Below are 13895 nucleotides of genomic sequence, written 5' to 3' on the forward strand. Positions count from 1 at the left end.
GTGGAGGTGACCGGCCTTCTCGTCCCCTGAAAGAGGCGTGCGCATGACCAGCACCGTTCCCGTCCCCGTGGTCCGTACGGCCGACGGGCACGCCCTTCAGGCGGTGCTGCTGGACATGGACGGCACCCTCGTTGACACCGAGGGATTCTGGTGGGAGATCGAGGCGCAGATCTTCCAGGAGCTCGGACACCGGCTCGAGGAATCCTGGAGGGACGTGGTCGTCGGCGGCCCCATGAGCCGCAGCGGCGCGTTCCTGATCGAGGCCACCGGCGCGTCCATCGGCCTCGCCGAGCTCAGCGTGCTCCTCAACGAGCGCTTCGAGGCCCGTATCGCCGACCAGGTTCCGCTGATGCCCGGCGCCGAGCGGCTCCTGAGCGAGCTGGCCCGGCACAACGTGCCCACCGCCCTCGTCTCCGCCTCGCACCGGCGCGTCATCGACCAGGTGCTGCTCACCCTCGGCCGGGACCGCTTCACGATGACGGTCGCCGGGGACGAGGTGGCCCGTACCAAGCCGCACCCCGACCCGTACCTGCTCGCCGCCAGCACCCTCGGCGCCCACCCCTCCCGGTGCGCCGTCATCGAGGACACCGCCACCGGCGTGGCCGCCGCCGAGGCCGCCGGCTGCCGGGTCGTGGCCGTCCCCTCGGTCGGCCACATCGAGGCCGCCCCGGGCCGGACGATCGTGCGCTCGCTGGAGGAAGTCGACCTGCCCTTCCTGCGGTCCCTCATCAGCCCGCTGAACTGAGCGCGCCGCACCACGCACGGATACGCCTCGTACACGCTCTGTACCGAACAGAACGCCGTAGGACCGAGGTCCCACCAGAGGATTTTCCGTGCCCCGCCCCGGAGGCTGAAATTCCATCCCTTCCGGGGCAGTTGTCCCGGGTGACCTTAGTCACCCGTCAAGCCCCCGAGACACCTGTCCGGGGGCTTCTTCGGCTTCCCTTGTGTCCGGATTGATCAGCTCCTGACCGAATCTGCGTGGACCTCCACATAGACAGCCAGTCCGCTCCCATCACCGTGCGATTACGCCCCAAGTCCGGCCAGTTCCAGCCATCCCGTCCCGGGCCACTAGTGTCGAGCTCGGCACTGCGCCGCACCTCAGCCGTCCCGGACACACACCCCTGTGCCGGGACGCAGTGGACCGATCGTCATACCACCGGCCCGATCGTTCCGCCCTGAACGGGCGACCGTCGCGAAGTGCCCTTTACGCCGCTTTGACCAAGTGCCGGGTACAGGGAGTTCTTCCAGCATGAACCGCAAGACCATGGTGCTGACGGCCGCGGCCGGACTGCTCACGCCCACGCTCGCCGCATGCGGCAGCGCCAGTGGCGGAGGAGCGGGATCCGGGGCGATCGTCGTCGGGACCACCGACCGGTTCGAGGCCGCCGAGTTCGCCCCCGCCCCGTTCGACCCGGCGTACGCCTACGACGCCGGCGCCTGGAACGTCCTGCGCCAGACCGTCCAGACCCTGATGCACACCCCGCGCGGCGGCGGCCAGCCCGTCCCCGAAGCGGCCTCCGACTGCCGCTTCACCGACACCGGCAACGAGAGCTACCGCTGCACCCTGCGCCCCGGTCTGAAGTTCGCGAGCGGCGACCCGCTCACCGCCAAGGACGTCAAGTTCTCCATCGACCGGGTCCGCGCCATCAAGGACGAGAACGGCCCCTCCTCGCTGCTCTCCACGCTCGACAGCGTCGAGGCCAAGGGCGCCGACACCGTCGTCTTCCACCTGAAGACCCCGGACGCGACCTTCCCGTACAAGCTCTCCACCCCCGCCACCGGCATCGTCAGCGAGAAGAGCTACGACGCCAAGAAGCTCCGCGAGGGCTTCGAGGTCGACGGCTCCGGCCCGTACACGATGAAGGCCGAGGTCAAGGACAACCACCTCGTCCGGGCCGTCTTCAGCAAGAACCCGAATTACAAGGGCGACCTCAAGCTCCAGAACGACAAGGTCGAACTGCGGACCTTCGAAGACTCCGGCGCCATGGGCAAGGCACTCACCGACGGCAAGATCCACATGGTCTCCCGCACCCTGTCGCCCGCCCAGATCGCCGACTTCGCGGGCAAGCCCCCCAAGGGCGTCAAGCTCGTCCAGATGCCCGGCCTGGAGATCCGCTACATCGGCTTCAACACCGAGGCCCCGGTCGTCAAGGACAAGGCCGTACGCCAGGCCCTCGCCGCTGCCGTCGACCGCAACGCCCTCATCTCCAAGGTCTACGGCAAGTCCGCGCAGCCGCTCTACTCGCTGGTCCCCACCAACGTGACGGGCCACGTCAACTCCTTCTTCAGCAAGTACGGCGAGGCCAACACCACCAAGGCCGCCGCCCTGCTGAAGGACGCCGGGATCAAGACCCCGGTCAAGCTGACGCTCCACTACACCAACGACCACTACGGCGACGGAACGGCCGCCGAGTTCGAGGCCCTCAAGGCCCAGCTGAACTCCACCCAGCTGTTCGACATCACCGTCCAGGGCAGCGACTGGGCCGACTTCCGGCCCGCGCAGAAGAAGGGCGACCACGCCGCCTACGGGCTCGGCTGGTTCCCCGACTACCCGGACGCCGACAACTTCCTCGCCCCGTTCCTGGAGCAGGACAACTTCCTGGGCACGCCGTACGCCAACAGCGCGGTGCGCACCAGGCTCCTCCCCGAATCCCGGCGCGCCGTCGACCGCAACGTCGCCGGCCCCGCGATCGCGGAGATACAGGACATCGTCGCCGAGGACGTACCCGTCCTGCCCCTGTGGCAGGGCAAGCAGTACGTCGCCGCACGCGACGGGATCACCGGAGTGGAGTGGTCGGTCAACGCCATCTCCGACCTCCAGCTGTGGGAGCTCGGCCGGGGTGTCAGCGGCTGAGCACGGCAACAACCGGCAGCGGGTGTCGCGAGCCGGCGGAACGAAACAGTTCGACTGTGAAGGACGAATCCGTGAATCGACGTAACCAGTGGCTGGCGGCCCCGCTCGGGGCGGCCACCGCCGCCGCGCTGCTCAGCGGTTGCGGCTCGACCGATGGCTCCAATGCCGGCAGCGGCAAGGGCGTGGTCATGGGCATATCCGACAAGGTGAAGTCCACCGACCCCGCGTCGGGCTACGACCCGGGCTCCTGGCTGCTCTTCAACAACGTCTTCCAGTCGCTGCTGAGCTTCCCCAAGGGCGGCATCACCCCCGAGCCCGACGCCGCCCAGAGCTGCGGCTTCGAGGGCGGCGACAGCAAGCTGTACAAGTGCGTCCTGCGGCCCGGCCTGAAGTTCAGCAACGGCCACAGCCTCACCTCGAAGGACGTCAAGTTCTCCTTCGAGCGCACGCTGAAGATCAACGACGAGAACGGCCCGGCCGTGATGCTCTCGTCGATCGCCGGCATCGACGCCCCCGACGACAAGACCGTCGTCTTCCGCCTCAAGACGTCCGACGCCACCTTCCCGAGCAAGATCGCCTCGGGCGCGGGCTCCATCGTCGACCACAGCGAGTACCCGGCCGACAAGCTGCGCACGGACAACAAGGCGATCGGCTCCGGCGTCTACAAGCTTGAGTCGTTCAGCGAGAAGAGCGCCAGCTTCTCGGTCAACGAGTCCTACACCGGCAAGGCCAAGGCCAAGAACACCGGCGTCACGCTGAAGTTCTTCAACGGCGACCAGGCCGGCCTCAAGACCGTCCTGGAGAGCGGGGACGTGGACTTCGCCTTCCGCGGCCTGGCCGCCAAGGACATCGCCGCCCTCGCCTCGACCAAGACCGGCGACAACAAGGTCGACGTCGTCCAGGGCACCGGCGCCGAGGTCGAGCACATGGTCTTCAACGTCAACGACCCCGTCGTCGGCAAGCTGCCCGTCCGCAAGGCCATCGCCTACCTCGTGGACCGCGAGGCGCTCGTCAAGGACGTGTACGCGGGCACCGCCGCCCCGCTGTACTCCATCGTCCCGGCCGGCATCGCCGGACACACCACCCCCTTCTTCGACCGCTACGGCGGCAGCCCGCAGGTCGAGAAGGCCAAGGCCGTCCTCAAGGCCGCCGGCATCAGCGGCAAGATCAAGCTGACCCTGTGGTCCACCCCGTCCCGCTACGGGCCCTCCACCGACCAGCAGTTCGAGGTCATCGCCAAGCAGCTCAACGAGAGCGGCCTCTTCGAGGCCGACATGAAGTCCGTCGAGTTCGAGCAGTACGAGAAGGACATCGCGGACGGCAAGTACGGCGTCTACGTGAAGGGCTGGGTCCCGGACTACCCGGACGCCGACAACTTCACCCAGCCGTTCTTCGGTCCCGGCAACGTCCTGGGCAACAACTACGACAACAAGGAGATCAGCGGGACGATCATCCCGTCGACCTCCGCGAAGTCCGACCGCACCGCGGCCAACATCGACTACAACCGGCTCCAGGAGATCGTCGCCGAGGAGATCCCGATCCTCCCGCTCTGGCAGGGCAAGCAGTACGCCGTCACCCGCCAGAACGTGACCGGCCTCCAGTGGTCCCTCGACGCCTCGACCGTCTTCCGCTTCTGGGAGATCAGCAAGGGCTGACCCGCCCTCAGGCAACGCACAACGGGCCGGCAACCGCACCACGCGGTTGCCGGCCCGTTCCGTTCGGACTCCGTTACTGCGCCCCCGGGCGGACCAGACCGCTCTCGTACGCGTACACCGCCGCCTGGACCCGGTCGCGCAGACCCAGCTTCGTCAACACGTGCCCCACATGCGTCTTGACCGTCGTCTCGCTCACGAACAGGTCCGCCGCGATCTCCGCGTTCGACAGACCCCGGGCCACCAGCTTCAGCACCTCCACCTCGCGCTCGGTCAGCGTCCCCAGCGTGTCCGGGACGCTCTCCTCACCCGACGGCAGATGCCCCGCGTACTTGTCCAGCAGCCGGCGCGTGATGCTCGGCGCCAGCATCGCCTCGCCCGCCGCCACCACCCGGATCGCCTGCACCAGCTCATTGGCCGGCGCATCCTTCAGCAGGAAGCCGCTCGCCCCCGCCCGCAGCGCCTCCACCACGTACTCGTCCAGGTCGAACGTGGTCAGTACGAGCACCTTCGCCGGACCGTCCCGGCCCGGACCGGTGATCTGCCGGGTCGCCTCCACCCCGTCCATCCGCGGCATCCGGATGTCCATCAGCACCACGTCGGGCTGCAGCGCACGCACCTGGTCCAGCGCCTGCAGACCGTCCCCGGCCTCACCGACCACCGCCAGGTCCCCTTCCGCCTCCAGAATCATCCGGAAACCGGTGCGCAGCAGTGGCTGGTCGTCGACCAGCAGGACGCGGATCGCCACGGGGTCTACCTCTATTCGTCGGACGGCTTCGGCGGACGCCGCCCATTCTGCCCTGAGGGGACGATCAGGAATCCGCCGGGCGGACCTCCGCCCCGGGGCGCGGAACGATCGTCAACGGATAGGCCGGGGGAGTCCCCCCGAACTCGGGACACACCGCCTGATGATCACACCAGCCGCACAGCTTCGTCGGCCGCGGCCGCCACTCACCGCTCTCCGTCGCCTCCCGGATCGCCTCCCACAACGCGAGCAGCTTGCGCTCCACCCGCTCCAGATCCGCCACCACCGGGTCGTACGTCAGCACGTCCCCACTGCCCAGATACACCAGCTGAAGCCGCCGCGGCACCACCTGCTTCAGCCGCCACACCACCAGCGCGTAGAACTTCATCTGGAACAGCGCACCCTCCGCGTACTCCGGCCGCGGCGCCTTGCCCGTCTTGTAGTCGACGATCCGCACCTCACCCGTCGGCGCGACGTCCACCCGGTCGATGATCCCGCGCAACCGCAGCCCCGACTCGAGCTCCGTCTCCACGAAGAACTCCCGCTCCACCGGCTCCAGCCGCGTCGGGTCCTCCAACGTGAACCACCGCTCCACCAGCGCCTCGGCCTCCGTCAGCCACCGCGCCAGCTCCGCCCCCTCGTCACCCTCCGGGAACAGCTCCGTCAGCTCCGGCTTCGCCTCCAGCAGCCGGTCCCACTGCCCCGGGATCAAGGCCTTCGCCCGCGGCGCCGTCCGCTCCTGCGCCGGATGATCGAAAAGTCGCTCCAGCACGGCATGCACCAGCGTCCCGCGGGTAGCCGCCGCACTGGGCTTCTCCGGCAGCTTGTCGATCACCCGGAACCGGTACAGCAACGGGCACTGCATGAAGTCGCTCGCCCGTGAAGGGGAGAGAGAAGCGGGCCGTGCGGCGCTCGGCGCTGCGTCGGCCGGACCGTTACCGGAGCTCGTCGTCATGCACAAAACCCTACGACCCACCACGGACAGCACGCGCATACCATCGACGCACAGGCCCCTCGCACTGCATGATCGAGGCATCACACCGCGCCACAGAACGACGCGAGCAACCCGCAAACACCCTCCCCGGACACCCTCCGGGGCCCCCGGAACGAAGGACAGACGTGGCAGACACCGACGAAACCGGCGAGCGCGGAGGCCGGCGCTCCGGACCGGGCGGCGGACTCCTCATGGGCCGCCCCTTCGGCGTGCCCGTCTACGTCTCACCCAGCTGGTTCCTCGTCGCCGCCCTCATCACCTGGGTCTTCGGCGACCAGCTCGACCGCATCCTGCCCGACCTCGGCCCCGTCCGCTACCTCGTCTCCCTCTTCTTCGCCGTCGCCTTCTACGCCTCCGTCCTCGTCCACGAACTCGCGCACACCGTCGCCGCCCTGCGCTTCAAACTCCCCGTGCGCCGCATCCAGCTCCAGTTCTTCGGCGGAGTCTCCGAGATCGAGAAGGAATCCGAGACCCCCGGCCGCGAATTCGTCCTCGCCTTCGTCGGCCCCCTGCTCTCCCTCGTCCTCGCCGGAGCCTTCTACCTCGGCATGAAGGCCGTCGACCCCGCCACCGTCCCCGGCGTCCTCCTCGCCGGCCTGATGATCTCCAACCTGCTCGTCGCGGCCTTCAACCTGCTGCCCGGCCTCCCCCTCGACGGCGGCCGCATGCTCCGCGCAGTCATCTGGGGCATCACCGGCAAACCCATGACCGGCACCATCGCCGCCGCCTGGATCGGCCGCGGCCTCGCCGTCGCCGTCCTCCTCGGCCTGCCGCTCCTCACCCACACCGGGATCGTCGGCAACCGCACCACCGAGATCGGCGGCATGGACACCGTCATGGACGCCCTGCTCGCCGCCATCCTCGCCGCCATCATCTGGACCGGAGCCGGCAACAGCCTGCGCATGGCCCGCCTGCGCGAACACCTCCCCGAACTCAGGGCCCGCTCCCTCACCCGCCGCGCCATCCCCGTCGAGAACGCCACCCCCCTCTCCGAGGCCCTGCGCCGCGCCAACGAAGCCGGCGCCCGCGCCCTCGTCGTCGTCGACGGCCACGGAGACCCCATGGCCATCGTCCGGGAGAGCGCCATCGCCTCCGTCCCCGAACACCGCCGCCCCTGGATCGCCGTCAGCACCCTCGCCCAGGACCTCACCGACGGCATGAAGGTTTCAGCGGACCTCACCGGCGAAGAACTCCTCGAACACCTCCGCGCCACCCCCGCCACCGAGTACCTCGTCCTCGAACCCGGCGGCGAGATCTACGGCGTGCTCTCCACCCTCGACGTCGAGAAGGCCTTCGTGAAGGCCATGGCGCGGCCCCAGTCCTGAAGCCAATACACTGGTCACATGTCCGAACCGACCGGTGCCGCCCGCCGACGCGGGCCCTTCGAGGTCGGGGACCAGGTTCAGCTCACCGACCCCAAGGGCCGCCACTACACGTTCACGCTCGAAGCCGGGAAGAATTTCCACACCCACAAGGGTTCCTTCCCGCACGACGAGCTGATCGGTGCTCCCGAAGGCAGTGTTGTCCGCACCACGGGCAACGTCGCCTACCTCGCGCTGCGTCCCCTGCTCCCCGACTATGTCCTGTCCATGCCCCGCGGCGCCGCCGTGGTCTACCCCAAGGACGCGGGCCAGATCCTGGCCTTCGCCGACATCTTCCCCGGCGCCCGCGTCGTGGAAGCAGGTGTGGGCTCCGGCTCCCTGAGCAGCTTCCTGCTGCGCGCCATCGGCGACCAGGGCATGCTCCACAGCTACGAGCGCCGCGCGGACTTCGCCGAGATCGCCACCGCCAACGTCGAGCGCTACTTCGGCGGCCCGCACCCCGCGTGGCAGCTGACCGTGGGCGACCTCCAGGACAACCTGTCCGACACCGACGTCGACCGTGTCGTCCTCGACATGCTCGCCCCCTGGGAGTGCCTGGACGCCGTCTCCAAGGCGCTGGTCCCCGGCGGCATCCTCTGCTGCTACGTCGCCACGACCACCCAGCTCTCCCGGACCGTCGAATCCATCCGCGAGATCGGCTGCTTCGCCGAACCGCAGCCCTGGGAATCGATGATCCGCAACTGGCACGTCGAAGGCCTTGCCGTCCGCCCGGACCACCGGATGATCGGCCACACCGGCTTCCTCGTCACCGCCCGCCGCCTCGCGGACGGCGTCGAGCCCCCGATGCGCCGCCGCCGCCCCTCCAAGGGCGCCTACGGCGAGGACTACGACGGCCCCGGCAGCGACCGCTCCGCGTAGCGGCTCCACCGAAGCCGGCCCAACACGAAGGCACTGTGGCTCAGTTCCCCCCACCATCCGGGAACTGAGCCACAGTGCCTTTTCGTTGTCTGGGTACCGGCACCGGACCCGGCCGTTCCACCTCCGTGTGAGGTGTGGCACGATGCTGGCTCCCCGTCACCCTTCGCACAGGAGACACCCCGCGTGCTGCACAGCCCCGCCGAGCTGGAGCCCACCCTGGAAACCCTGGCGCACAGTCACGCCCGGCCCGTCCACTGGCTCGCCACGGCCACCGCCATGGCCGCCGTCATAGCCACCGCGGGACTCGTCCAGCCGGCCACCGGCACCCCCGCCGCCTCCGCGGACCCCGCGGCGAACGGCCCGCAGGCCACCGCCCCCGACGCCGCGGCGGTCACGTACCCCCTCGACTGCAAGGGCAACCCGCAGGCCGTCACCGCCACCGCCGAGGGCGACCTCGACGGCGACGGCCGCCCCGAGACCGTCGCCGCCGTCCGCTGCCAGGCGGGCTCGGGCACCCCGCCCCACGCGATCTACGTACTCACCCAGACTGCGCCCGACAAAGACGCGACCGAGGGCTCCAGCCCCCGCGTCGTGGCCACCCTCCTCGACACCCCGCAGCGGCAGACCGCCACCGATCTCACCGTGCGCGACGGAATCGTCACCGCCACGCTCCTCGGCTACTCCTCACCCGACGTCCCGCGCTACAGCCCGGACGTGAAGAAGCTCGCCAAGTGGCGCTGGAGCGACGGAAAATTCCGCCAGGAGCTGACGGACTCGACCGCCAGGAGTGTTTGAAGCGTCACTCGGCGTCGGGGCCGAACACTTCCACCCTGTCCGAAACGCGCCTTACGTGGATGCAGTCGCCCGGACATTCCTTCGCCGAGTCCACCACGTCCTGGAGCAGCGTCAGCGGAACCGGAGTGGTCGCCCCCGCCGCCTGCAGCAGCTCGTCCTCAGGGCTCTTCACGTACGCCAGACCATCGATGTCCAGCTCGAACACCTCCGGCGCGTACTGCGCGCAGATACCGTCCCCGGTGCAGAGGTCCTGGTCGATCCAGACCTCCAGCGGCTCCCCGGACTCGCCGGCGCCGCCCTTCGGAGCCTCCTGCTGCACGGTCATATCTCCTGCCGTTCCCTGCGCTGAGTGATCCACCCCGGTCACTACTCGCAGCAAGTCGCGCGAGCTCTGACGGGTGTTGAACAGTTCGACCTTACAACCGGCCGCTTTCAGATGTTCATGGGTGGGTATTTCCTTGGCGTGAGGGAGTACGCAAGGGTGAAGATCGGACACACCTCTACCGTCTTTGTGATCTAGGGGTTTCAATCACCACCAGCCCAGGTAGGGTCAGGAAGCGTCCAGCTCCCCTTGGAGGAGGTGAGGACCGTGGCAGCCCACGACGACGACATCAACCGCGGCATCCGGCCCGGGCGAGGGTCTGAGGACCCCGCCGGCCAGGTTGCCTATCTCGAGCAGGAAATCGCCGTCCTGCGACGTAAGCTCGCCGACTCTCCGCGACACACGAGGATTCTCGAAGAGCGGATCATCGAGCTCCAGACAAATCTGGCCGGCGTCTCCGCGCAAAACGAACGACTCGCGAACACCCTCCGTGAGGCCCGCGACCAGATCGTGGCCCTCAAGGAAGAAGTCGACCGGCTCGCACAGCCGCCGGCCGGTTTCGGTGTCTTCCTGCAGGCGAACGAGGACGGCACCGTCGACATCTTCACCGGAGGCCGAAAGCTCCGTGTGAACGTCAGCCCCAGCGTCGAACCGGAAGACCTCCGGCGCGGCCAGGAAGTCATGCTCAACGAGGCCCTCAACGTGGTCGAGGCCATGGAATTCGAGCGGGCCGGGGACATCGTCACCCTCAAGGAGATCCTCGAGGACGGCGAGCGCGCCCTGGTCGTCGGGCACACCGACGAGGAGAGGGTGGTGAGGCTCGCCGAGCCGCTCCTGGACATCATCATCCGCCCCGGCGACGCCCTGCTGCTCGAACCCCGCTCCGGCTACGTCTACGAGGTCGTCCCCAAGAGCGAGGTCGAAGACCTCGTCCTCGAAGAGGTCCCCGACATCGACTACGACAAGATCGGCGGCCTGGGCGACCAGATCGAGCTGATCCGCGACGCGGTCGAGCTCCCGTACCTCTACCCCGACCTGTTCAAGGAACACGAACTGCGCCCGCCGAAGGGCATCCTGCTCTACGGCCCGCCCGGCTGCGGCAAGACGCTCATCGCCAAGGCCGTCGCCAACTCCCTTGCCAAGAAGGTCGCCGAGGTGACCGGACAGGCCCAGGGGAAGTCGTACTTCCTGAACATCAAGGGCCCCGAGCTCCTCAACAAGTACGTCGGCGAGACCGAGCGGCACATCCGCCTCGTCTTCCAGCGTGCCCGCGAGAAGGCGAGCGAGGGCACCCCCGTCATCGTCTTCTTCGACGAGATGGAATCCCTCTTCCGCACCCGCGGATCCGGCGTCAGCTCGGACGTGGAGAACACCATCGTCCCGCAGCTCCTCGCCGAGATCGACGGCGTGGAAGGCCTGGAGAACGTCATCGTCATCGGCGCCTCCAACCGCGAGGACATGATCGACCCGGCCATCCTGCGCCCCGGACGCCTCGACGTGAAGATCAAGATCGAGCGCCCGGACGCCGAAGCCGCGAAGGACATCTTCGCGAAGTACCTCAAGGCCTCGCTGCCCCTGCACACGGACGACCTGTCCGAACACCAGGAATCGCGGCCCGGCACCGTCCACAGCATGATCCAGACCGTCGTCGAGCAGATGTACGCCGAAACCGAGGAGAACCGCTTCCTCGAGGTCACGTACGCCAACGGCGACAAGGAAGTCCTCTACTTCAAGGACTTCAACTCGGGCGCGATGATCCAGAACATCGTGGACCGTGCGAAGAAGATGGCCATCAAGGCCTTCCTCGAGCACAACCAGAAGGGCCTCCGGGTCTCCCACCTCCTCCAGGCTTGCGTGGACGAGTTCAAGGAGAACGAGGACCTGCCCAACACCACCAACCCGGACGACTGGGCCCGCATCTCCGGAAAGAAGGGCGAGCGGATCGTATTCATCCGCACCCTCGTCACCGGAAAGCAGGGCGCCGACACCGGACGCTCCATCGACACGGTGGCAAACACCGGTCAGTACCTCTGACCAAGCGGAGCGGCTGCGGATGCCCTCCCAGGGCATCCGCAGCCGACTGCTTTACCGACTGCTTTTCAGCCGGTGACGAGGCGAATTCAATGACGGAAATGATCTCCCCACGAGCGCGGAGTGGTTCTAGGCTCATCCGTACCGCAGGACGCGCAGTGCGGGGACGGGCACCGCACAGGCACACGCAACGGAGCACCAGCGGTACTTGAGCGCCGCTCCCGAAGGGGAGCGCCGCCGGGCAAGGAGGGCCGCATGACCGTACGGCGAGTAATGGGGATCGAGACGGAGTACGGGATCTCCGTCCCGGGGCACCCGAACGCCAATGCCATGCTCACCTCGTCCCAGATCGTCAACGCCTACGCGGCGGCGATGCACCGGGCGCGCCGCGCCCGCTGGGACTTCGAGGAGGAGAATCCGCTGCGGGACGCCCGCGGCTTCGACCTCGCCCGCGAGGCCGCCGACAACAGCCAGCTGACCGACGAGGACATCGGCCTCGCCAACGTCATCCTCACGAACGGCGCACGCCTCTACGTCGACCACGCACACCCCGAGTACAGCTCGCCGGAGATCACCAATCCGCTCGACGCCGTGCTCTGGGACAAGGCCGGCGAACGGATCATGGCCGAAGCCGCCGTCCGGGCCGCCCAGCTCCCCGGAGCCCAGCCGATCCACCTCTACAAGAACAACACCGACAACAAGGGCGCCTCCTACGGCACCCACGAGAACTACCTGATGAAGCGGGAAACCCCCTTCTCGGAGATCGTGCGCCACCTGACCCCCTTCTTCGTCTCCCGCCAGGTCGTCACCGGCGCGGGACGCGTGGGCATCGGGCAGGACGGCCGCGAACACGGCTTCCAGATCAGCCAGCGGGCCGACTACTTCGAGGTCGAGGTCGGCCTGGAGACCACCCTGAAGCGGCCCATCATCAACACCCGGGACGAACCGCACTCGGACGCCGAGAAGTACCGCCGCCTGCACGTGATCATCGGCGACGCGAACCTGTCCGAGATCTCCACGTACCTCAAGCTCGGCACGACCTCGCTGGTCCTCGGGATGATCGAGGACGGGTTCATCAACGTCGACCTCGCCATCGACCAGCCGGTACGCACCCTGCACCAGGTCTCCCACGACCCCGACCTGAAGCACCTGATCACGCTGCGCAGCGGCCGCACGCTGACCGCCGTACAACTCCAGATGGAGTACTTCGAGCTGGCCAGGAAGTACGTGGAGGAGCGCTCCGGGTCCGACGTGGACGACCAGACGGCGGACGTGCTGGCCCGCTGGGAGGACGTGCTGGGCCGGCTGGAGACCGACCCGATGAGCCTGTCGGGGGAGCTCGACTGGATCGCGAAACGAGAAATCCTGGAGGGCTACCGGCGCCGGGACGGGTTGGGCTGGGACGCGGCGCGGCTGCACCTGGTGGACCTCCAGTACTCGGACGTACGGCCGGAGAAGGGCCTGTACAACCGCCTGGTGGCCCGCGGCAAGATGCAGCGGCTGGTGGACGAGCAGGACGTCGAGCGGGCCCGGAGCAAGCCGCCGGAGGACACCCGGGCGTACTTCCGCGGCCGGTGCCTGGAGCAGTACGCGGACGACGTGGCCGCGGCCTCCTGGGACTCGGTGATCTTCGACCTCCCGGGGCACGACTCGCTCCAGCGGGTCCCGACGCTGGAGCCACTGCGCGGCACGCGGGCGCACGTGAAGGAGCTCCTGGACAGGTGCCGCACGGCGGAGGATCTGGTGCGGGTGCTTTCGGGGCGGTGAGAGGGGCCTGAAAGGCCTCCGGTCCGGGAATCATGAAGAGAACCGGACGTTGTGAAAGTACGGGGACGAATGTCAGACCCTCCTTGTAGGGTCGGACGTAGGGTCTGATCTTGAGGGATCCCGAATCCCGGGGTCCCTCGACGTGAGCGTGCGAACCGAGCGGGGTGAGGTAGACATGGCGACCAAGGACACCGGCGGCGGACAGCAGAAGGCGACGCGCTCGACCGAGGAGGTCGAGGAGGCGGCGGTCGAGGAATCGACCGACCTCAAGGAGCGCCAGGAAAAGCTCTCCGACGACGTCGACTCCGTACTGGACGAAATCGATGATGTGCTCGAGGAGAACGCCGAGGACTTCGTGCGCTCCTTCGTTCAGAAGGGTGGCGAGTGATTTCGCCTTTGAATCAAAGGTGAACGCTCGCGGGGAGGGTGAGTGCCGGGGGTGGGGAAGCGGTGTCCGCGGTGCGGCTTACTCAAGCCACTTGAGGATTTCGC

Annotated in this window: 12 protein-coding genes; 9 read left to right on the forward strand and 3 right to left on the reverse strand. The window is 68.1% G+C overall.

The genetic code is table 11. The features are described 5' to 3' along the window. Window positions 1–43 precede the first annotated feature (43 nt). The 3 genes from OHA89_RS28990 to OHA89_RS29000 all read left to right on the forward strand — a co-directional run bounded on the left by OHA89_RS28990 (window position 44) and on the right by OHA89_RS29000 (window position 4512). On the forward strand, window positions 44–745 hold the full coding sequence (locus OHA89_RS28990) for an HAD family phosphatase (protein ID WP_266610638.1): 702 nt from the start codon (window positions 44–46) through the stop codon (window positions 743–745). 507 nt (window positions 746–1252) lie between these two features. Next, a complete protein-coding gene (locus OHA89_RS28995; protein WP_266610640.1) occupies window positions 1253–2857 on the forward strand; it encodes an ABC transporter substrate-binding protein in 1605 nt (534 codons plus the stop codon). Between the two features lie 71 nt (window positions 2858–2928). Beyond that, the gene (locus OHA89_RS29000; protein WP_266610642.1) at window positions 2929–4512 is read left to right on the forward strand and encodes an ABC transporter substrate-binding protein; all 1584 of its coding nucleotides are present in this window, start codon (window positions 2929–2931) and stop codon (window positions 4510–4512) included. Between the two features lie 73 nt (window positions 4513–4585). Here OHA89_RS29000 and OHA89_RS29005 read toward each other — a convergent pair whose 3' ends face one another. Both OHA89_RS29005 and OHA89_RS29010 read right to left on the reverse strand, forming a co-directional pair. Then, window positions 4586–5257: a response regulator transcription factor gene (locus tag OHA89_RS29005; RefSeq protein WP_215140774.1), complete on the reverse strand. Its 672-nt coding sequence runs from the start codon at window positions 5255–5257 to the stop codon at window positions 4586–4588. A 64-nt stretch (window positions 5258–5321) separates the two neighbouring features. Then, complete coding sequence (locus tag OHA89_RS29010; RefSeq protein ID WP_215140811.1) at window positions 5322–6209, reverse strand: RecB family exonuclease; 888 nt, start codon at window positions 6207–6209, stop codon at window positions 5322–5324. A gap of 230 nt (window positions 6210–6439) precedes the next feature. Here OHA89_RS29010 and OHA89_RS29015 point away from each other — a divergent pair, with 230 nt between their 5' ends. From OHA89_RS29015 to OHA89_RS29025, 3 genes are all read left to right on the forward strand, one after another. Then, a complete protein-coding gene (locus tag OHA89_RS29015; protein ID WP_215140812.1) occupies window positions 6440–7573 on the forward strand; it encodes a site-2 protease family protein in 1134 nt (377 codons plus the stop codon). An 18-nt stretch (window positions 7574–7591) separates the two neighbouring features. Further along, complete coding sequence (locus OHA89_RS29020) at window positions 7592–8488, forward strand: tRNA (adenine-N1)-methyltransferase (protein WP_215140775.1); 897 nt, start codon at window positions 7592–7594, stop codon at window positions 8486–8488. A 183-nt stretch (window positions 8489–8671) separates the two neighbouring features. Further along, window positions 8672–9283 carry a hypothetical protein gene (locus tag OHA89_RS29025; protein ID WP_406367438.1) on the forward strand — a complete coding sequence of 204 codons (612 nt, stop codon included), beginning with the start codon at window positions 8672–8674 and terminating at the stop codon, window positions 9281–9283. A 4-nt stretch (window positions 9284–9287) separates the two neighbouring features. On the opposite strand, the gene OHA89_RS29030 is transcribed toward OHA89_RS29025, so the two are convergent. Then, window positions 9288–9608 (reverse strand): ferredoxin, encoded by a 321-nt coding sequence (locus tag OHA89_RS29030; RefSeq protein ID WP_215140776.1) that lies wholly within the window; start codon window positions 9606–9608, stop codon window positions 9288–9290. 264 nt (window positions 9609–9872) lie between these two features. Between OHA89_RS29030 and arc the strand changes: the two genes are divergently transcribed. The 3 genes from arc (at window position 9873) to OHA89_RS29045 (ending at window position 13791) form a co-directional block, all read left to right on the forward strand. Beyond that, window positions 9873–11639, forward strand: coding sequence for a proteasome ATPase (arc, locus tag OHA89_RS29035; protein ID WP_215140777.1), 1767 nt, complete (start codon window positions 9873–9875; stop codon window positions 11637–11639). A gap of 252 nt (window positions 11640–11891) precedes the next feature. Continuing rightward, window positions 11892–13403 carry a depupylase/deamidase Dop gene (gene dop / locus OHA89_RS29040; protein WP_215140778.1) on the forward strand — a complete coding sequence of 504 codons (1512 nt, stop codon included), beginning with the start codon at window positions 11892–11894 and terminating at the stop codon, window positions 13401–13403. Between the two features lie 175 nt (window positions 13404–13578). Next, a complete protein-coding gene (locus tag OHA89_RS29045) occupies window positions 13579–13791 on the forward strand; it encodes a ubiquitin-like protein Pup (protein ID WP_030233608.1) in 213 nt (70 codons plus the stop codon). The last annotated feature ends 104 nt before the right edge of the window (window positions 13792–13895 follow it).

Source organism: Streptomyces sp. NBC_01546 (assembly GCF_045208355.1).
Lineage (GTDB): Bacteria > Actinomycetota > Actinomycetes > Streptomycetales > Streptomycetaceae > Streptomyces.

Coding starts and splice junctions, on each gene's coding strand:
- OHA89_RS29020 (WP_215140775.1), top strand. CDS start 7,592: ATGTCCGAACCGACCGGTGCCGCCCGCCGACGCGGGCCCTTCGAGGTC.
- OHA89_RS28995 (WP_266610640.1), top strand. CDS start 1,253: ATGAACCGCAAGACCATGGTGCTGACGGCCGCGGCCGGACTGCTCACG.
- OHA89_RS28990 (WP_266610638.1), top strand. CDS start 44: ATGACCAGCACCGTTCCCGTCCCCGTGGTCCGTACGGCCGACGGGCAC.
- dop (WP_215140778.1), top strand. CDS start 11,892: ATGACCGTACGGCGAGTAATGGGGATCGAGACGGAGTACGGGATCTCC.
- OHA89_RS29045 (WP_030233608.1), top strand. CDS start 13,579: ATGGCGACCAAGGACACCGGCGGCGGACAGCAGAAGGCGACGCGCTCG.
- OHA89_RS29015 (WP_215140812.1), top strand. CDS start 6,440: ATGGGCCGCCCCTTCGGCGTGCCCGTCTACGTCTCACCCAGCTGGTTC.
- OHA89_RS29030 (WP_215140776.1), bottom strand. CDS start 9,608: ATGACCGTGCAGCAGGAGGCTCCGAAGGGCGGCGCCGGCGAGTCCGGG.
- OHA89_RS29010 (WP_215140811.1), bottom strand. CDS start 6,209: ATGACGACGAGCTCCGGTAACGGTCCGGCCGACGCAGCGCCGAGCGCC.